Origin of the sequence: Enterococcus durans, assembly GCF_002277935.1 — a bacterium.
Lineage (GTDB): Bacteria > Bacillota > Bacilli > Lactobacillales > Enterococcaceae > Enterococcus_B > Enterococcus_B durans.
Window position 1 is genome coordinate 1,676,375 of sequence record NZ_CP022930.1, and the last position, 19,535, is coordinate 1,695,909.

At 38.0% G+C, this 19,535-nt stretch carries 16 protein-coding genes and 2 pseudogenes; 15 read left to right on the forward strand and 3 right to left on the reverse strand.

From position 1 onward, the window contains the following. The first annotated feature begins 167 nt into the window (after window positions 1-167). From CJZ72_RS07970 to CJZ72_RS08030, 12 genes and pseudogenes are all read left to right on the forward strand, one after another. Entirely contained in the window at window positions 168-356 is a 189-nt protein-coding gene (locus CJZ72_RS07970; protein ID WP_038809792.1) for a hypothetical protein, read from the forward strand. A 722-nt stretch (window positions 357-1,078) separates the two neighbouring features. Next, the gene (locus CJZ72_RS07980) at window positions 1,079-1,501 is read left to right on the forward strand and encodes a cupin domain-containing protein (RefSeq protein ID WP_081134010.1); all 423 of its coding nucleotides are present in this window, start codon (window positions 1,079-1,081) and stop codon (window positions 1,499-1,501) included. Window positions 1,502-1,583: 82 nt separating this feature from the next. Then, window positions 1,584-2,237, forward strand: coding sequence for an ABC transporter ATP-binding protein (locus tag CJZ72_RS07985; RefSeq protein WP_002307505.1), 654 nt, complete (start codon window positions 1,584-1,586; stop codon window positions 2,235-2,237). Next, window positions 2,234-2,998 carry an ABC transporter permease gene (locus CJZ72_RS07990; protein ID WP_081134009.1) on the forward strand — a complete coding sequence of 255 codons (765 nt, stop codon included), beginning with the start codon at window positions 2,234-2,236 and terminating at the stop codon, window positions 2,996-2,998. Before CJZ72_RS07985 ends, CJZ72_RS07990 begins: the two co-directional genes overlap by 4 nt. A 175-nt stretch (window positions 2,999-3,173) precedes the next feature. After that, window positions 3,174-3,380: pseudogene (locus CJZ72_RS07995) on the forward strand (IS256 family transposase); the annotation flags it as partial. Window positions 3,381-3,914: 534 nt separating this feature from the next. Continuing rightward, the gene (locus CJZ72_RS08000; RefSeq protein ID WP_002292150.1) at window positions 3,915-4,487 is read left to right on the forward strand and encodes a Dps family protein; all 573 of its coding nucleotides are present in this window, start codon (window positions 3,915-3,917) and stop codon (window positions 4,485-4,487) included. 144 nt (window positions 4,488-4,631) lie between these two features. Continuing rightward, the gene (locus tag CJZ72_RS08005; RefSeq protein ID WP_003125436.1) at window positions 4,632-5,336 is read left to right on the forward strand and encodes a Crp/Fnr family transcriptional regulator; all 705 of its coding nucleotides are present in this window, start codon (window positions 4,632-4,634) and stop codon (window positions 5,334-5,336) included. A gap of 228 nt (window positions 5,337-5,564) precedes the next feature. Continuing rightward, window positions 5,565-5,903 (forward strand): hypothetical protein, encoded by a 339-nt coding sequence (locus CJZ72_RS08010; RefSeq protein WP_003102891.1) that lies wholly within the window; start codon window positions 5,565-5,567, stop codon window positions 5,901-5,903. Beyond that, window positions 5,888-6,753 (forward strand): annotated as a pseudogene (gene lgt, locus CJZ72_RS08015) (prolipoprotein diacylglyceryl transferase). The gene CJZ72_RS08010 and the pseudogene lgt overlap by 16 nt, the downstream one beginning before the upstream one ends. Before the next feature lie 134 nt (window positions 6,754-6,887). Beyond that, a complete protein-coding gene (locus CJZ72_RS08020; protein WP_003103602.1) occupies window positions 6,888-7,121 on the forward strand; it encodes a heavy-metal-associated domain-containing protein in 234 nt (77 codons plus the stop codon). A 197-nt stretch (window positions 7,122-7,318) separates the two neighbouring features. Next, on the forward strand, window positions 7,319-9,223 hold the full coding sequence (locus CJZ72_RS08025; RefSeq protein ID WP_095443748.1) for a heavy metal translocating P-type ATPase: 1,905 nt from the start codon (window positions 7,319-7,321) through the stop codon (window positions 9,221-9,223). A 267-nt stretch (window positions 9,224-9,490) separates the two neighbouring features. Next, window positions 9,491-10,681, forward strand: coding sequence for an IS256-like element ISLgar5 family transposase (locus CJZ72_RS08030; RefSeq protein WP_081134005.1), 1,191 nt, complete (start codon window positions 9,491-9,493; stop codon window positions 10,679-10,681). Window positions 10,682-10,872: 191 nt separating this feature from the next. Here CJZ72_RS08030 and CJZ72_RS08035 read toward each other — a convergent pair whose 3' ends face one another. Next, window positions 10,873-11,925, reverse strand: a complete 1,053-nt coding sequence (locus CJZ72_RS08035) for a zinc-binding alcohol dehydrogenase family protein (protein ID WP_095443749.1) — start codon at window positions 11,923-11,925, stop codon at window positions 10,873-10,875. A gap of 464 nt (window positions 11,926-12,389) precedes the next feature. Further along, a complete protein-coding gene (locus tag CJZ72_RS08040; RefSeq protein ID WP_227260430.1) occupies window positions 12,390-12,845 on the reverse strand; it encodes a hypothetical protein in 456 nt (151 codons plus the stop codon). Window positions 12,846-13,302: 457 nt separating this feature from the next. Between CJZ72_RS08040 and CJZ72_RS08045 the strand changes: the two genes are divergently transcribed. Then, complete coding sequence (locus tag CJZ72_RS08045) at window positions 13,303-13,998, forward strand: DUF4767 domain-containing protein (protein ID WP_081134002.1); 696 nt, start codon at window positions 13,303-13,305, stop codon at window positions 13,996-13,998. 502 nt (window positions 13,999-14,500) lie between these two features. Here CJZ72_RS08045 and CJZ72_RS08050 read toward each other — a convergent pair. Continuing rightward, entirely contained in the window at window positions 14,501-16,021 is a 1,521-nt protein-coding gene (locus CJZ72_RS08050; protein WP_081134001.1) for a helix-turn-helix domain-containing protein, read from the reverse strand. 209 nt (window positions 16,022-16,230) lie between these two features. Here CJZ72_RS08050 and CJZ72_RS08055 point away from each other — a divergent pair, with 209 nt between their 5' ends. After that, window positions 16,231-18,459, forward strand: a complete 2,229-nt coding sequence (locus CJZ72_RS08055; protein ID WP_095443750.1) for a VWA domain-containing protein — start codon at window positions 16,231-16,233, stop codon at window positions 18,457-18,459. Between the two features lie 91 nt (window positions 18,460-18,550). Then, the gene (locus CJZ72_RS08060) at window positions 18,551-19,435 is read left to right on the forward strand and encodes a diacylglycerol/lipid kinase family protein (RefSeq protein ID WP_081133999.1); all 885 of its coding nucleotides are present in this window, start codon (window positions 18,551-18,553) and stop codon (window positions 19,433-19,435) included. The last annotated feature ends 100 nt before the right edge of the window (window positions 19,436-19,535 follow it).

A 19,535-nucleotide genomic window follows, 5' to 3' on the forward strand; every position in this document is an offset into this window, starting at 1 on the left:
CTACGCTCATTTCAGATTGATCTATGGGTAACTATCCATGAAAATGCCTGTAAACCGCTCTTTTTTCAGTTTTTTTAAAGAGAGAGAAAATAAAAATAAAATACCAACTTTTTACGTATATTAATAACGAAGGACTTAAATATAGGATGATCAAAGGAGGCGTTCTTATGTATGAAGACGAATGGAGAGAATACTATGCAACCAAAAATGAGAGCATACATATTACGAGAAACAAACTCATTTTCCAATGCAATGAAGGAATCGCACTGTCTACTCATAAAACGGAAATTGAAAGAACCATGCATGCATTGGCACTTAAACTCTTATTACTGGAGTTAAATTCATATGATTTTTAATCTGCAAAAAAGTTTATAGCACCGTCGCTTATACCAGAAAATATAACAAACGCCGCATTGTTTTTTTGTGCACTTTAATAATCTATTCAACTAAGGAATTAAGCTGGCTGTCAAGAGAGTAATATCGTATTGAATCTCAGGTGGAAATTTTCTGCGGTATCTTTTTTGACTGAAATGACATTAGTGTCTTTTGGGGATTGTGTATGTAAGTATTTTTTAAAATCATTTTAACAAGTTTTGGACAAAAATTCTCATGAAAAAACAGAATTTAAATAGCATGATAAATTAGAGAAGATAGTTTAATGTGCTTATAGGAACACCCCACTTTTACAGTCACAATCAATAACCTTGCTACTTTCTTTCGAAATTGATAAGAGTCTAAAGGATTGACAACGCTTGATAGTGAGCATAAACTTAATGTACGCTAGTTAGTTTACAAGTGCAAACTAAAAAAGTATGATGTGTCGTCTCTGAAATTCTCCCTGATTCAAGTCATAACCAGAGTACATATCGGTTATTTTTTGATTCCATATTTTTTCCTTTATGTGCTGAGGATTAAGGGGTACCAATTGTAATTGCGCGTTATATGGTCTTTGTTTAGAATCGCTCTCCAAAAAGCCAATTTTTTGCATAGAATTTTAGATGTGGTACCATTAATTAGAATTATTATAAATAAGAAGTAGGTATCATTGTTTTAGTAAAAAGACTAGGAGGAATGGAAGATGGAAATAGACTACAAGGATCATGGGAAGAAGCCGTATATCATTAATATTGAAGACGCCACCACAGGAAATGATAATTACCGGACGACCATTTGGACAGGCAGTAAACTGCAAGTCACCGTAATGTCCATTCAACCGGGCGATGACATCGGTTTGGAAGTGCACGAAGGCATTGACCAATTTATCCGTATTGAAGAAGGAGAAGGCGTGTGTAAAATGGGGCCTTCTAAAGATAACTTACATGTTCAACAAAAAGTGATGGATGATGACGCCGTATTTGTTCCGGCGGACATTTGGCACAACATCGAAAACACCGGTGATAAGCCGCTCAGACTGTATACCATTTATGCTGGTCCAGATCACCTTGAAGGAACGGTTCACCCTACTCATGAAGACGCCAAAAACGATCCAAACGAACACTGAGGTACACTAGGATGAAACAAAAGCCCTGCACCCGTATGGATGGTCCACTGGTGCAGGGCTTTTTATAAAGGAGAGAAGTGGTATGAGTGATTCATTGTTTCAATTAGAGAAGGTTGGTTTTCAGGCAAACGGAAACCAAATCCTTCAAGATATCTCTTTTACAGTAAACAAAGGGGAAGTGATTGTTTTTTCTGGTCCTTCTGGAAGTGGAAAAAGTACCCTTTTGAAATTAATTGGTACGCTGCTTTCCCCAACTTCCGGAAAAATTTATTATCGAGGTACGGATCTGCAAAAAATCGATCCTGTGGAGTATAGAAAAGAAGTCTCTTATTTCTTTCAAAACGCTTCTCTATTCGATGAGACAGTTCAAGAGAACTTGTCTTTTCCTGCCCGCATAAGAGAAGAAGGATTTGATCGGGAACGTGCAAAAAAATTGTTAGAACGAGTTCAAATACCTGAAACTTACTTATCGAAAGAGGTCAAGGAACTATCAGGAGGGGAAAAACAACGGGTTGCATTGGTCCGAAATTTGATGTATCAACCGAAAGTGTTGCTCCTGGATGAAGTTACCAGTTCATTGGACCAAGAAAACAGAGCGATTGTCCTTGATTTAGTCCGAGACATGATGAAAGACCAACAAACTACGGTGTTGGCCGTCACTCACAACCAGGAAGAAATCGACCAAGCTTCTCGTCTGATTACTATCAAAGGTGGAAAAATGGAGGAATCGAAATGACAAACAATTTGGAAATCAGTAATCTTTCTTTGCTTTTATCCTCTATCCTCTTGATAGTTGCCTTGTTGATTGATTACAAAGAGAAATTGGGATTAGGAAACGACATTTTTATTGCGGGAATTCGCGCTGTCGTTCAATTATTCCTTATTGGATATGTATTGAGCTACGTATTACGAGTGGATAACAACTTTCTCACTTTAGCGATGGTTTTGTTCATTGTGTTCAACGCTTCTTATAACGCCCATACACGCAGTGAGGGGATCAACCGCTCTTTTAAAATTTCAACGACGGCTATTGGAGTAGGAACAGCCTTGTCCTTACTCATTCTTGTTTTTTCAGGAGTCATTGACTGGTCCCCTTCCCAAATCGTTCCAATTACAGGCATGATTGCCAGCAACGCCATGACTGCGATTGGAGTGACCTATCGGTCTTTGAATTCAAAATTTACGGACCAACGCCAACAGGTATTGGAAAAATTGGCATTGGGAGCCAATAAAAAACAAGCGTCCATGAGTATTGTAAGAGAAAGCGTCAAAACGGGCATGGCTCCTTCTATTGACCGAACAAAAACGGTTGGACTTGTCAGCCTACCAGGTATGATGTCAGGGTTGATTTTTGCGGGAATTGATCCTGTTCAAGCGATTCGTTACCAAATTGTTGTGATGTTTATGTTGATTTCAGTTACTGCGATTTCTTCGTTTATTGCTAGTTATATGGCTTACCGTGAGTTTTATAACAATCGCAGTCAATTAATTATATGATTTGGGATGATACACTACTCTTAAAACCAGTGGTTACAATTTTATGTAGTTAAAAGAAGACCTCACGAGAATAATTACAAAAAGAACTTCATTTTTTAAGGAAGAAGGATATTTTTGTCATCGAATCTTTGGAACGACTAGGGCGAAACTATGATGAAATTTTTTATATAGTGCAGCAACTGGATTGATTGAATCCTTTAATAAGCAAATCAAGAAATACAGCCACCGCAAGGAACAGTTCCAAAATGAAGAGTCGATGGAACGTTTCTTAGTCTCGTATTTTGATACTCACAACCAAAAATTCCTAGGTCGCAGTCATAAAGGTTTCCAACAGGCCGAAGGCGAGCTCGAACAAATGCTGAGTCAACCGATGGAGAATTAGAAACAATCTACAGTAGGAAAGAACCATTTACACAAAATTATTGACGCTCCCAAGCTAAAACTCCTATTAATCGATCTACTAAAAATAAATAAAAAATTCTTTTCAATTTTTATTTATGGTATGACATAAATAAAGTAAAGTTATTCTTCTAGGTTAATCTTATTAATACTCTTTCTCACTAGTGTTGCATGCAACACTAGTGAGAAAGAGCATTAAATATACTGCAAGGCAAGACATTTGGTAATTGAAGAATAACAAGCAAAAAAATAGCAGTCAGGTCTCTTGACAAAGTATAGTTGCTATTCTTTTTTTAGGCCCTACTTTAATGAAATTTTTGTTTGGAGGGAACGACTTCTTTCCTTTGATTATTTCAGTTGAATTTAATAGAGAAGCCTGGCGTCTATTAAGAAATACTTTTCTTGATGAGCGTCAATTTTTTTAACGGAAATCTATCCTATACTAAATTCAGTAAAGAAAAAGGAGGAATCAAAGAAAGCTATTTTAAACAAACCAAAATTATAGGAGGAATAAATCATGACTGAAAATAAAGCTACTCAAGAAAGAACACCCCAAGAAAGATTGCAAGAAGAACAAGAACACAAGGAACATGTTCATCATACGAAAATTAATGCAGCGGCCATTGCGGATCATCTTTTAGGCAACATGCATACATTACATGTGAAACTGCACCAATATCACTGGTATGTAAAAGGAGCCAATTTCTTTACGTTGCATGAAAAATTTGAAGAGTTGTATAACGAAAATGAAAAATGGTTCGACAAACTTGCGGAGCGTCTAATTACTTCTGGGCATAAACCTGCTTCGACAACGGTTGAATTTGAAAAATATTCGATGCTTTCGGAAGATGCAGTTAATAAATACGCTAAAGCAGAAGACATGGTTGAAAATATTATCGAGGACTTCAGAAGCACTCGTGACCTAACTATTCGCGCGATTCGTTTAGCTCAAGACGAGGGTGACGATGCTTTAGAAGATACATTGATTGCTTTTAAAAATGACTTAGACAAGAACATTTGGATGCTGCAAGCGTTCATTGGTAAAGAAGCATTAGAAGATGATGACGCTCTTGATGAGGATGAAGATTAAGGTAAAAGTAGAAGCTGATTTAGGGATTGGAATTCTTTCCAGTCCTTTTTCCATTTTCTTGATGTGCATCAATTTTTTTGTAGTAAGAGACTTATATAATAAAAGCAGCGAATATAAACAAAATAAATAAAGGGGGAGAATGAATTGACTAAACATACCCATCATGAAATTGGCGACCACGCAGCCTGTATCCGCTTGGTTCCAATATTCAATCACTTAGAGGATAGCGCGATGAATTACATTGCTGAAAAAGCCCACACGAAACAGTATCAAAAAGGAGAGTTTCTGTTTCGTTCACAAGAAAAAGAGGATACTTTATATATTATCAATCGTGGGAAAATCCGTATTTATCGATTGGCAGACTCTGGCAAAGAGCAGCTAGTGCGGATCTTGAACCCTGGTGATTTCACCGGAGAATGGACCTTGTTCAACCCGGATGCAGTACACGAGGAATATGCCGAAGCAACCCGAGATACCGTTGTCTGTATGATTCAGCAAAAAGATGTCCAAGATTTTCTGGAACAATACCCAGCTATTTCTTTAAAACTATTGGCGGAAATGTCTAAACGGTTAGAAAGTTCAGAACGTCAAACGACACAAGTAGCCTTGGAGAGTGTCATTACCCGTTTAGTTTTGTTTTTGGCAGAAAATGTGGAACCTGAAATGGGCAACTCTCCCACCATCACCCTGCCGATGGAAAAAAAGGACATTGCTTCCTATTTAGGAACGACACCTGAGACCATCAGTCGCAAATTTGGAGAATTGGAGGACGAGGGATTGATTCAACAGCTGTCTGGGAAAAGGATCAAGATTCAGGATTTAGATGATTTATTGCTTTACAGCGAATAATCGGACACACTTTTTTCTACACGTTGGTGTTCTGTCGCTCTTCATTAACAACGGGACAGAACTCAGTGCTTTTGCTTCCATCTGTCCGTTTTTGGCTTTTTTAAGACAGAACGACCTTCATTCATTGGAAAAATAAAAGCACAAACATGATAACCCTCAAGTTTTTTTGTTTTATTTTTCTTTAAGATAGGGTTGTCGAACAAAACGTAAAAATAAGTAGGGGTGAATGTGCATTATTTTTGGGTGATAGTTGCCATCACGTTGTCAGCAGCGGGTGCATTCTTTGTCGTCCCTTTCACCAAGAACACGATTGGCGGCGAAGCAAAAACGTCTAACGTTGTTGAGGCAGATAGGTTAGCTATGGAAAAAGAAGAGGAAGTTGTAAAAGGAGCCGGCGTAATCGGACACGGAAAAGTGGCGTATTACGAAGCGAGTGACCAGGGAGATAAAAGTGTATTCACTGTTTGGTTTCCATGGAGCTTAGCCGGAATCTTGTTCAGCATCACCATGACTAGAATGACGCGAAAAATTGAAGAAATGGAGCAAATAGAATGGAATTCGTATTAGGCGTTTTGAATCCCCATGCGGCGGAGATTGGTTCTGTTGTGATTCATTGGTATGGAGTCATTATTGCAGAGGGCATATTAGCGGCTCTCCAGTTGAGCACCAAGGAAGCAAAGAAAAAAGGACTGGAAGAGGATACCATTATCGATATGGCCTTATGGGCAATTCCGATTGGACTCCTCGGCGCTCGGCTTTATTATGTGTTATTTGAACTGGTTATTATCTGCAAAATCCAGGACAAATCCTTGCGATTTGGAATGGCGGCATTGCGATTTATGGGGGATTGATTGCAGGAGGGGGTACGCTATATTGGTATGCAAAGAAAAAAGGTACTTCTTTGGCACTCGTTCTTGATATTTTAGCGCCCAATGTATTGTTAGCCCAGTCCATTGGTCGTTGGGGCAATTTTATGAATCAGGAAGCTCATGGTGGACCGGTTACTCGTCAATTCTTGGAAAATCTTTATTTACCTGAATTTATCATTGAACAAATGAATATCAATGGTACCTACTACCATCCGACTTTTTTATACGAGTCATTGTGGAGTTTGTTGGGCTTTGTCCTCATCGTCACTATACGGAACCGAAAACAGCTTTTGCGTCAAGGAGAAGTCGCTTTGAGTTACGTTTTGTGGTACTCAGTGGGTCGGTTCTTCATTGAAGGTATGCGAACGGACAGTTTATGGATTGGCGAGTGGATCCGCGTTTCGCAAGCCTTGTCTCTGGCCCTGTTTATTGGCGCGATTGTAGTATGGTTTATACGCAGACAAGACTATCCACCAATTTCTTATTATTCTGATGGCAATAAGGGGCAGAAAAAGACTATTAAGATGGTGAATTTAGCAAAAAGATAAAAAGAAGTGCAAAACTTGATATGCGTCAATTTTCGTTTGCTAAAAGTGAGCTATACTACAGTTGTAAAGAGGAAAAGGCAGTGTTCATTAATCTGCTGCCGATAAAATAAAAACACATAAAGGAGATAGGAATTATGGAAAAAGCTATATTGCAATTAGAAACGTTGTCTTGTCCAAGTTGTATGCAAAAAATTGAAGGTGCCGTGAAATCAGTTAACGGTATTGATAAAGACAGCATTAAAGTATTATTCAACTCCAGCAAAGTCAAAACCAATTTTGATTCAGCTGTCACTTCGATTGAAGAGATTCAAAAAGCTATCGAAAACGTAGGCTATCCGGTCCTTAAAGCAAAAGTCAAGGCCGCTTAACAGATTAAATGAACTAGGCAATTCTGGAAGAAAAGCTATTTTTCCAGGATTGCTTTTTTTGTTGCAATCCGATTCGAGGTGCTTAGAAACGATAAAAGAGAACTTTCTAAACTTGATGTCAGTCAATTAATTACTTAGGCAATTATCTTATACTGTGTTTATCAATAAAAGAGAAATTAAATTTGGAGGGAAAAAGCATGCAACAATATATATTAAGCAAGAAAAATGTTATCACCGTCATCAGTGGATTGTTAATCGTACTCGGTTTCTTCAGTCACTTTGTTTTAGAAAACGTAGGAATTTCAGAGTGGTCTTTGATCATCGCCTCTGTCTTTGGGATTACGCCAATTGCCATTCAAGCGTTTCAAGCAATGAAAGTCAAAGTCATCAGTATTGATGTCTTAGTCAGTATTGCAGCGATTGGTGCGCTTTTTATTCAAAATTATGAAGAATCGGCTATTGTCACGTTCTTATTCTTATTCGGACACTACTTGGAACAACGAACATTGAACCAAACGCGATCTGCTATCAAAGAATTGACTGAAATGGCACCCGAAAGCGCCTTGAAACAAATGGATAATGGCGAATTTGAAGAAGTAGAAGTGGATGATATAGATGAAGGGGATATCTTGCTCGTTAAAACGGGTGCGAAAGTTCCAGTAGATGGCATAGTCCTTACGGGTGAAGGGCATATCAATGAAGCTAGCATTACAGGGGAAGCTGTTCCGGTCAACAAGCTAGCTGATGCAGAAGTTTTTGCAGGAACCATTTTAGAAAACGGAACGATTCAAATCAGAGCTGACCGAGTTGGTGAGGACACCACATTTGGAAAAATTATTGAACTCGTGGAAGAAGCACAAGATTCTAAATCCGAAGCGGAACGGTTCATTGATCGCTTTTCTAAATACTACACACCAGCTGTCTTGGTTCTGGCAATTGTTGTATGGGCGTTCAGTCAAAATATTGAGTTAGCAATCACCATCTTGGTTCTAGGTTGCCCAGGCGCATTAGTTATCGGAGTGCCTGTCTCAAACGTTGCCGGTATCGGGAATGGTGCTCGTAATGGTGTTCTTTTAAAAGGGAGTGAAGTCATTCAAGACTTCAGCAATGTGGATACAATTGTATTTGATAAGACAGGTACTTTAACTGTCGGAAACCCAACCGTTGCAGCGACTGAACTGTATGAAAAAGATCCTGCTGAAACGCTTGGCTATCTGGCCAGTGTGGAACGGGAATCAGATCATCCATTAGCAAAAGCGGTCTTAAATCAAATTGGAGAAACAAACTTTTATCCTGTTGAAGGAACTGAAGTCGTGAAAGGCGGCGGAATCGTTTCAAGTGTAGCTGGACATAGAGTGGCTGTTGGGAATGTGGCCTTGATGGAAAAAGAAAATGTCACTCTCAGCAAAAAAGTGCAAAAAGATGTCAAACGGTTTGAACAACAAGGGAACTCTCTCGTTTTGACAGCGGTCGACGGTGAATTAAAAGTACTGATGGGCATTCGCGATCAAGTCCGTCCGGGTGTGAAAGCTAATTTGCAGGAATTAAAAGACTTGGGCGTGAAAAATCTAGTCGTTCTTTCAGGAGATAACCAAGGAACCGTTGATGTGGTCGCCGGCGAACTTGGTTTGACCGAAGCTCACGGCCACATGTTGCCGGAAGACAAATCGGCTTATATCGGAAAACTTCAACAACGTGGTCAAATTGTAGCCTTTGTTGGAGATGGCGTTAACGATAGTCCGTCCTTAGCTTTAGCAGACATTGGAATCGCAATGGGAAGCGGAACGGACGTAGCGATTGAAACATCCGATGTCGTTTTAATGAACTCGAACTTCAGCAACTTGCCTCACGCATTAGGATTAGTAAAAGCCACCGCAAATAATATGAAACAAAATATCGTGATTTCAATTGGAGTAGTGTTGGTCTTGTTGACCAGCGTCTTCTTCAGCGAATGGATGAATATGTCTATCGGAATGTTGGTTCATGAAGGTAGTATCTTGTTGGTAATTTTCAATGGCATGAGATTAATGAAGTATAAGTTGAAAGGTCGAAAAGAACAAAAAGAAGTATCAGCACCTGCAGAGAAAGTAAAAATATCTTAAGAATAAATTAGAAGAGGCTGAGACAATAGTCCATCCTTGAAATGACAAAAGCGGAAACTCAGATTTTTAAATCTGGGATTTTCCGCTTTTTTGAGTTCTTGAAAAAAAAAGAAGAGTATATTATTGGTTAGTTTAATATTTAGTGAATGGATGTCTATGTCGATAGGTATGTTGAGAGTGTAAAATATTTTGTGTAAATAGAAAAAAGGAAGTCCCTTCTGTAGAATAGAGTTACCACAACACATTCACAGAAGAGAGGACTTCCCTATGAACGATTTTACTACAGAAATTCTAAAGACTCTAGCGAACAAAGGCGATTTGAATGAATTATTCCGTGTCCATTTGGAGAAAGCAGTCAATACGCTTCTCAAAACGGAGTTAACGGCTTTCCTAGATTACGAAAAGTATGATCGCATTGGTTTTAACACGGGTAATTCTCGTAACGGCTCCTATGACCGTACGGTCAAGACCGAGTATGGGGAACTTCATCTCCAGATTCCGCGCGACCGCAATGGTGAGTTCAAGCAACAGACTGTTCCTGCTTATAGACGGACGAATGACACGTTAGAGGAGACCGTCATTCACCTCTCCCGAAAAGGTATTACCATGTCGGAAATCGCAGACTTGATTGAGAAAATGTATGGGCATCACTACACGCCCCAAACCATGTCCAATATAACAAAATCATTTACAGAAGAGGTAACGGCGTTTAAAGGGCGGGAGCTTCATGACCGTTATGCTGCTATTTATATGGACGCAACGTATATTCCGTTAAAGCGGAAAACCGTCGCCAAGGAAGCTATTCATATCGCAGTTGGCATTCGCCCGGACGGATCAAAGGAAGTATTGAGCTATGCGATTGCACCGACTGAATCCATCACGATTTGGGAGGAAATTTTATTGGACCTTCAAGAGCGCGGTTTGAAAAATGTCCTCCTGTTCATCACGGATGGCTTAAAGGGGATGGTAGGAGCGATTAGTCGGTTCTATCCCAAAGCTCGTTTTCAACATTGTTGTGTACACGTTTCCCGTAATATCAGTCACAAAGTGCGTGTCGATGATCGTAAGGAAGTCTGTGATGATTTTAAAATGGTGTATCAAGCCTCATCTAAAGAGGTGGCGTTGGAAGCACGTGGTGCTTTTGCGGAAAAATGGAAAACCAGCTATCCAAAAGTGGTTGAATCGATTCTTTCGAACGATCACTTGCTCACTTTCTATGATTTCCCCTTGGCCATACGCAAGAGTATTTATTCTACGAACTTGATTGAATCCTTTAATAAGCAAATCAAGAAATACAGCCACCGCAAGGAACAGTTCCAAAACGAAGAGTCGATGGAACGTTTCTTAGTCTCGTCTTTTGATACTTACAACCAAAAATTCCTAGGTCGCAGTCATAAAGGCTTTCAACAGGCCGAAGGCGAACTTGAACAAATGCTAAGCCAACTGATTGAGAATTAGAAACAATCTGCAGTAGGGAAGAATCATTTACACAAAATTATTGACGCTCCCACACTTTTAATTAAAAAATTGATGTGCGTTCCCAAATTTGTCGTTTGCACGGAACATTTTTGAAAACGCACATCATGTGTTTATTGTTCAGCCTTTATTTCAAGCGATGGAATGTATCAAAAGAAGACTTGCTTCAACTTTTAAAATGGAGCAACTTCTCCGTTGAATGTACCGCTAAGAACAACTTTACCTAACATGTGTCCGGATTCGACTTCTTTTGTAGCTGCCCGCAAATTTTTTGCGTTGATGCCATCCGAGTAGACTTTTGTCAAGGTTGTTTTTAGGAGGCCTCTTTCTGCTAGCGAAGCGATCATTGCCAATGCTTCACCTTGTGTTTCGATTTGGTAGTCATGATCAGTTTTCGCAAACATATACTCCCAATCCAAGCTGACTGATAGATTTTTCCAAGTACTTAAGTTCAACGGTTCATTGACTCCAACGATCGTGCCTACATGTCCAAACGGTTTGATCAGATGAGTGATTTGTTCTAAATAATGGGTGATATCGAATAAGACGGCGATATAATCAATAGCCTCTACACCTAGTTCCTGCAAGCTTTGTTTTAAATCGTGATGATAATCTAGTGGATGATCTACACCAACTGAAGTGAGCCATTCAAAGTTTTTAGGACTAGAAGTAGCATAGATTTCTAATCCTGCCCATTTAGCTAACTGGTTCAAGATAGAGCCCACACCACCTGCACCATTGATCACTAAGATTTTCTTTCCTTGATTGGCATTTTCCTCTGGAATCAATCCAAATTTATCAAACAGTAGTTCATAGGCCGTCAAGGAGGTAAGGGGAAGGGCTACGGCTTCTTCATCTGATAGATGCTTTGGTGATAAAGCTGCAATCCGTTCATCAACGAGTTGATATTCTTGATTACTGCCAGAACGTGTTGTAGTACCTGCATAAAAAATTCGATCCCCGATTTTGAACTTAGAAACTTTTTCGCCTATTTTGACGACTTCACCTACGCCATCAAATCCTAGTACTTTTAGAGTATCGCTTTTAGGTGCGGTCTGTCTTAACTTAGTGTCAACAGGGTTGACGGATACCGCTTTGACCTTTACCAGTATATCCCTTGCTTCAGGAACAGGGATTTCTTTTTTTTGATCAATGAAACTTTTAGGGTCATCGATCGGCAAGCCTTCAAAAAAGCCAACAGCCTGCATCAATTGATCATTTGACATAAAACTTCCTCCTCTGCTAGTGGACAAAACGTCTTCCTTTAATTTGACGTAAAGGAAGCGATATAGAATCAGCTTAGAAGGTCGAAAGATAGGAAAACGAGCATCACTTGGTGGTTGTCTCCTGAATCCATCCGAAAACTAAGCATTATTTCAACAGCACTAGCTTAAATCTTTTCATTTCTATTGTAAAACAAAGCATCTTTGATACGCTATATTTCTTCTATAAAAGTCGCGTGCTGTACCAAAAGCGTGAGCAATGCAAGAAAACGCAAGTCTGTATTTTGTCGGACATAAGTTCTATATAAAGATATAGCGAGAGCAATAACGATTTAATCGACTAGTTCCTATTGTTTTAACTAAAATAGACAAAAATATCAGCTGATTTCTTATTGAAAAGGGCTGATATTTTTGCCTATAAACACAAGAAACTATCCAATTTTTTCATGTGACAGAAACTAGAAAATCTATTTTTGACTAAAACTATATTCCACTTTATTCGAATCCATTAGGCGGGTTCCTTGATCATTTACCCAAGTAAATTCTTTTTTATAGTGCTCACCATAGAGATACGTTTTTTTGTTTTCTTTATCGATCTGAGCATAGGCTTTTTTTATTTTCCGATCGTATGTTTGAAATAGCCCAGTTTGTTCAGGGTGTTGATCTTCTTCAGTAAAATCATTCGCAAGTAATTTTTCTATTTCTTCTTTTTCACTATCTGAAGTGGTTAAGCTAGAGGGATCTTGGTTGATATTTTTAGATAGTTGGATTTCTTTAAAAATAGCAAGAGTTCCATTTTCTATGGTATAACCTCCACGATTTTGCAAAGTACCACCATTTGTGACTTGAACGATGACGACATTTTCTATCTTGTCTTTATCCGCAGATGCGCAAGCGCTTAACGAGAAAGTAGATAAAATCAAAAAAGATATAAAAATAACAACGTTTTTTTACTCATAATTAGATCACTCCTTTTCCATATCTTATCATTTTGATAAATAAACTAAAAGTAATTTTTTTATAATTCGCGATTTAACCTTTTAAAATCAAGAAATTAAAGTAGATGGAACTATGCTATATTTAGAAATCGTTCTTTCGAATCCTATCCAACAACTCGCCGGTTTTGAATTGCGTTCTTCTTTTTTATAACATGATTTTCTACGTGGTGAACAGATGGTCACGAAAGAATCGAGGAGTGATTTTTCTTGGGAAAGCAAGTGAGCAAGGTAAAGAAGAAAGCACATGAAGCCTAGATTTTACCTCGAAAACCAAGGGAAATATGTTATCGATTAGGGGCTAAAATAAGTAATTGTATTGTTATAAAAACAAGCTTATAATAAGTTATAAAAAATTGAGGTTTGGGGAATAAGGAGAAAACAGATGAAAAAAACGGTGATGTTTTGTTTAGTATTGTCAACAGTGTTATTGGCTGCATGTCAACAAACAAAAAAAGCGACGGCTCAGTCTTCAAAGGCTGCTGAAAGTAGTATAGCAGTAACAAAAGAATCAAGTAGCAAAGCAAGTTCAGAAAGCAGTACAACAAACAGTACAACAAGCAGCTCGACAAGCAGCACAACGACCAATTCAACAAGTAGCACAGATACCAGCTCTAGTACAGCAACAGAAACAACTACGGTTTCAAATCTGTTGTGGAGTGCAGATAAAAGCAATCAATTGGCTAGCTTTATGGCTAGTTGGGGTCAAACCATGGGACAAAGTTATCAAGCCTATGGACCGGGTAATAATGTAAATCTCTATGGATTACAGTTACCTGATGGAGTTTTGAACCATATGAATGGTTGGCAAGCAACGGTTGCCAATACACCAATTTCGTTAACTTGGTCAGAAAATGGAGAAGTACCATCTGGCTACGGATTAGTAGCAGTTTATTCAGATGCGCAAACACAATCTGGACAAAAAACAAGGCACGTTTACTTTTTCACCATTGAGGGAGGAACTCCTAAAGTTTTGGTCACCAGTCAAAATCAAGGGAATCCGAACAATTATCTTGAGTTAAGAGAAACAGATAATCAAGAATTGAAAAATGGATTTTCACAAATCGTTACTGGACAATAAGCGTAAGAAAGGCACTCGTTCTAGGATCAATAGGCCTTTGTTCTTAAAAATAAGTGGGAATTATGGTTATTTATAAAAAATAGAAAATCAAGTAGACGTCGAGACAAAGTCGTTTAGGTTTGAGAAATTGGAGAGAAAAACGAGCAATATAAAAAACGTATTGTTCGTTTTTTTTTTTGGGAATTTATGAAAAACCTGACTTTGGGACACCGTTTATTCGAGAGTCTGTGGCAAAACTTATTTTTAGATTTGTTCCATATTTTTGATAATGAAAATCGGACATCCAACGAGGTGAAGGGAACGAGCCGTAAAGTTAATTTGTTGGGGCGCAACGTTTGTTTGTGACAAATAACTTTTAGCATAAAACACAAACTGAAAGGGTGGGAAGCGAATTACTTTTTCTATTTTTTAGAAAAAAGGGTAGATAGTCAAAGAGGCTTATTGAAGGAAAATATGGACAAATGGTGTGTGAAGTTCAAAAAACAACATGTCCTTTGTCTAATCAAATACGGGACATGTTGTTTTGAGAAATTGCTTCGATTTCTTTTTGGATCATGAGTAGGTCATTGAGAGTAACTTGGGCATTGATCAATAAGACGGGGTGCTCGATAAGTGTTTCGGTCAAAGAAGCAGTACTTAAATAAAGATCATACTCGTCATCGTTAAAATTAGATCGAATGTCAATGTTGTAAAAATTTTTGAATGGTGCTTCGATCCGTTCTTTGATGTTTTGCTCGAGAACAGGTGGTAGGTCTGTTTCCAATTTTATTTTGATTGGTTTCATAAATTTAGAAGGTGGAAAGATGAGCGTCCAAGCTGTAGCAACATGTAATGCCAAACCTTTTCTTTTTCTTTCTTCTTCATAAATATTCAGCGTTGTTAGTATTTTTTCTGATTGGATAAAAAGATTAGGGAAATTTTGTGAAACAAAATCATACATATCATATCCTGTCAAAGTATGATCAGTGTCACCAAACAGTTCAACTGAAAGAAAGCCTGTAAGGATCGTACGTAGAATCAACTGTTTCTTTTCAGCTGAGAGTTTTTTTAAATCGCTATCTTTAGAAATTGCGATTATCAGCTTTTTTAAATCAGTAGTTGTTTTTGATTGACTAAAACTGTGAGGGAAATAATCATTCAGCTGCTCATCAGAAAATGAAGAACCGAGACTTGACTGTAACCAATAATAAATAAAATCGATTTCTGTTGAGTCAAATACATAGTGTTGATCTAGTTCGTTTTGCAACTGTTTAAAAATGAGCGTATCTTTGCCAATCAATTGTGAGAAAAGAAGTTGGTCTCCTTCAGTTAGCGGAGGTTCCAGTCGTAAAGTATCTGGGTCTATCCGATAGCCTTTCCTATATCGGACAACATTCGTTGCTAAAAGATAAGTGGTTATTCTTATTTCGATTTCATTGACTTCTATCTGGGCTGCTTGGTAAATATTTCTAGAGATTTGGGTGCACTTTTCTTCTGAGATATTTGGAAAAGGCCAATGTAATCCGGAGAAAGTTCGCCAAAAAAAAGTTACCATGAAGTAACGGATTCGCGCTTCGTTGCCTTTCAGATAGACATAGCCTTTGTTTTTCTTCAAAGTAAAACCAATGGGATCAAGTAATTTTTCTAGCTCATAGAGTCTCTTTCGTACAGTGGATTCAGATACATAATTCTCATAAGCAAATTTTACTAGATTGATTTCATTTTCTAAGAAAAGTGTTTCAAATAACTCAAAAAAAGGATTTGATTGTAGCACTTGTTTTGTCAAAGCTTTATAATCTTTCTTTGTTCCAACGAATTTATAACCGAGGCCATATTTACTAATTAAAATATTTTCTCTATCTTCATATGTAAGTAAAGGACTATGCACCAGAAAATCGTAGTATTTCTGAATGGAACGACGATCCATTTTGAGAACATGGCTGATTTCTTCAATACTTACAAAACGATTTTGCTTATACAAAAAGCGCAATAACTCAATTTCTCTTTTTATATCGCTACCAAAGAAGGAGTTGAAGATTTCCATAAATGATTCTCCTATCTATACATAATTTCGCCCATGTTTGATTCTTTTTGCCATCATATCATAAAAAAAATATTTTTTTGTATCTGAACTATACATTTTTTTGACTCTTTCTTTTCGTTGATTGGCCTATACTAACTTTTGTAAAAATTTATATATCTGATGGCTCCAGGTATCAGTTTATAAAAAAGTTGGGAGATAAGGAGAGAAAGATGATTTCTAATAGAATGAGAAGTACCAATTTAGTACTAGTAGGAATAATTGGCTTATTCATGATTTTGATCAGTACACCCGTTTTTGCTGAGACATATTCATTTAATTATCAAAAGGATACAACTGGGGAGTACTTGAAAAATGGTAAAACTGAAGGAAATACGTATAACTATAATTATGGAAATGCGCCAGATGGTAAGTTTGATGAGGAAGGGTATGTCAATTATTCCGATATAGCATATATGAAGAAAAGCGTACAAGAAGTGGCTGATGAGCAGGGATTATTTGATGTAACTCTGGCAGTGAAAGGGAATCAAGTAAATACACCAATCGACTTAGTGCTTGTTATCGATTACTCGTCTTCAATGAATGGCGAAAAATTGACGAATGCGCTAAAAGGGCTCCAAGTATTTGGAAATGAACTAGCTGATTCACTAGCTGATGGTATGATCCGAATCGGGATCGTTGCTTATAATCGTGATGTTTATTCAACAAATGGATTTTCAACGGATATCAATTATTTAGAAGATTTCTTAAAAAATAAGGTCGTATCACATTCTGGAACTTTCATGCAAAAAGGTCTGATCGAAGGCCAACGGATGCTGTTAGAAGAGAGTAGACCGGAAGCTGAAAAGCTATTTATTCATATAGGCGACAATAGCGCCAACCGAAGTTATCTCCCAGTAGAAGGTGCAGCACAATACCAAAACAACGGAGAAATCGTTGATTATAACGGGTATCATACGGAGAATTATATCAAAGATTATCAAACTGATTCTGAGAAGTACTATACGACAAGCAACAGCTCTACTGATACAAATGGCATTCCTGTCAATAGTAGTGTAGTGACAGATACCACATTGGGCACGATCGTATCAGTAAAGGAATCTGGTTTTAACTGCTACTCTGTAGCAACAGCCCCTTCAGCCAGAGGGGAGTATATTGGACGGAATATTACTTCAAAACCAGAGAACTATCTGACAACGGATGAGAATCTTAGTGGTTTAGGCTCTGCGCTAACGGAGATTGCCAATCGAATCGATAAAACAATTTCTAATGGAACAATCACAGATCCTATGGGAGAAAATATTTTACTTCAAGGAGCTGGTAATTTTGATTCTAGTCAGTATAAGTTAAGCGGCTGGCGCAAAAATAGACAAGGTGAGTGGGAAAAGGCGGATGATATTTTAGATAACGTGACAGTTACTGAAAAAAACCAAATCATAACAGTTGAAAATATAGCATTAGGTGAAAATGAACGAATAACTTTAACTTATCAAGTACGTTTAAATACTGAGTCAGCTGATTTTAAAGGTGAAACATGGTATTTATGCAATGGACGAACAACTTTGACGCCTGATAATGAAAGCGAACTGCTGGATTTTCCGATTCCTTCAATCAAGGCACCCGTAGTTGAATTGGATATAACAAAGAAGTGGTTAAATGTAGAAGTTGCGGATATACCTGGATCAATTACGTTTCTGTTGGGCAGAGATACTGTTTCCCAGTCATCAAGTTGGCAAATTTCTGATGAGCTAACCTTAAGTAAAGAAGAAGGTTATCATGCTGTGATCAAAGAAGTTCCTATAAATGGTCAGAAAGTAGTTTTGCCAAAGTATAATAATAACGGTGAAGATTTTAGTTACAGTATACAAGAAACCAATGTCCCAACTGACTTTGACAGTACAGTAACGAGTAATGAAAATTCCTTTGTGATTACCAATACGAAAAAAGACCCAGAACCAAGCACCACAGAACCAAGCACCACAGAACCAAGCACCACAGAACCAAGCACCACAGAACCAAGCACCACAGAACCAAGCACCACAGAACCAAGCACCACAGAACCAAGCACCACAGAACCAAGCACCACAGAACCAAGCACCACAGAACCAAGCACCACAGAACCAAGCACCACAGAACCAAGCACCACAGAACCAAGCACTACAGAACCAAGCACCACAGAACCAAGCACCACAGACTCTAGCACTACAGACTCCAGTACCACAGAACCAAGTACAACAAGCTCAAGTATCACAGACTCAAATACCACAGGATCGAGCAAGAGGAACACGAAAGATACAATCCAGATCGGCATAGAAAGTTCAGATGATTCTGAGAAGGGATCATTACCTAAAACAAATGAACGAAAATCTTCCTTTATTGCTTTTTGTGGAACGATCCTTGTAGGAATCATTGGGTATGCTTTTGTTAGAAAAATAAGATAACTATTACTCGAAACTCGAAATGTCTATAAGTAGATGTTTCGAGTTTTTCTATGCTATAGTTGAAAAAAAGCCATAGAAAGGAAAGAATACTATGCAAAAAGCGTTGTTAGTGGTGAACCCAAGTTCCGGAGGAGAGCAAGCAAAAGAATATGAACAACTTGCCCATGAAAAATTAAAAACGATGTTTGATGAAGTGGTTGTTTTGCACACAAAAAAAGCAGGTGATGCGAAAAACTTTGCACGTGAAGCTACGGTTGAAGGATATCATAGTGTTTTTGTCATGGGAGGAGATGGTACCGTCAATGAAGGAATCAGCGGTATCGCTGAACAAGAACATCGACCAAATTTTGGTTTTATCCCTTTAGGAACAGTGAATGATTTAGCTCGCGCTTTAGAGATCCCATTAGAACCAGAAGAGGCAATTGAGAATCTTTCAATCGATTCTTTTAAGTCTTTAGACATTGGAAAAATCAACGAAGATTATTTTATGAACGTGGTAGCAATCGGGACGATTCCTGAGGCAATCAATGATGTCGATCCTGAAAAGAAGACAAAGTTAGGTAAACTTGCTTATTTTATTTCTGGGATCAAGCAATTAGCTGGGACACAATCCTATTCTTTCCATTTAACTGTGGACGGTCAGGAAGAAAAAATCGAAAGTAGTACGTTATTGGTTGGCTTGACCAACTCTATTGGCGGTTTTGAAACATTGATTCCCGATGCAAAAGTTGATGATGGCAAGCTCCATCTGATTTATTTAAAAGATTCTTCTCTCCTTGATACACTGAAAACTTTACCAGATTTATTAAAAGGTGTGGACGAATCAACAGATAACCTAGCATATCAAGCATGTGAAAAAGTCGAAGTTTCTTTGTCAGACAACGCGGAATTAGCCACAAATATCGATGGAGACGAAGGGGCTAAACTGCCTGTTAAAATCAGTATCTTACCAGCACATTTAACAGTTTATTGTTAAAAAATGACCAAATAAACGAGTGTGGGACAAAACTAAAAATCAGGTTTTCTAAAGACTCTCGAATAAACGGCGTCCAAAAGTCAGGTTTTTCGGAAATTTG

Bases quoted from the DNA above. Each gene is read 5' to 3' on its own strand.
- CJZ72_RS08055 (WP_095443750.1), top strand. From the start codon at position 16,231: ATGATTTCTAATAGAATGAGAAGTACCAATTTAGTACTAGTAGGAATA.
- CJZ72_RS07980 (WP_081134010.1), top strand. From the start codon at position 1,079: ATGGAAATAGACTACAAGGATCATGGGAAGAAGCCGTATATCATTAAT.
- CJZ72_RS08050 (WP_081134001.1), bottom strand. From the start codon at position 16,021: ATGGAAATCTTCAACTCCTTCTTTGGTAGCGATATAAAAAGAGAAATT.
- CJZ72_RS07970 (WP_038809792.1), top strand. From the start codon at position 168: ATGTATGAAGACGAATGGAGAGAATACTATGCAACCAAAAATGAGAGC.
- CJZ72_RS08045 (WP_081134002.1), top strand. From the start codon at position 13,303: ATGAAAAAAACGGTGATGTTTTGTTTAGTATTGTCAACAGTGTTATTG.
- CJZ72_RS08060 (WP_081133999.1), top strand. From the start codon at position 18,551: ATGCAAAAAGCGTTGTTAGTGGTGAACCCAAGTTCCGGAGGAGAGCAA.
- CJZ72_RS08025 (WP_095443748.1), top strand. From the start codon at position 7,319: ATGCAACAATATATATTAAGCAAGAAAAATGTTATCACCGTCATCAGT.
- CJZ72_RS08000 (WP_002292150.1), top strand. From the start codon at position 3,915: ATGACTGAAAATAAAGCTACTCAAGAAAGAACACCCCAAGAAAGATTG.
- CJZ72_RS07990 (WP_081134009.1), top strand. From the start codon at position 2,234: ATGACAAACAATTTGGAAATCAGTAATCTTTCTTTGCTTTTATCCTCT.
- CJZ72_RS08030 (WP_081134005.1), top strand. From the start codon at position 9,491: ATGAACGATTTTACTACAGAAATTCTAAAGACTCTAGCGAACAAAGGC.
- CJZ72_RS08035 (WP_095443749.1), bottom strand. From the start codon at position 11,925: ATGTCAAATGATCAATTGATGCAGGCTGTTGGCTTTTTTGAAGGCTTG.
- CJZ72_RS08020 (WP_003103602.1), top strand. From the start codon at position 6,888: ATGGAAAAAGCTATATTGCAATTAGAAACGTTGTCTTGTCCAAGTTGT.
- CJZ72_RS07985 (WP_002307505.1), top strand. From the start codon at position 1,584: ATGAGTGATTCATTGTTTCAATTAGAGAAGGTTGGTTTTCAGGCAAAC.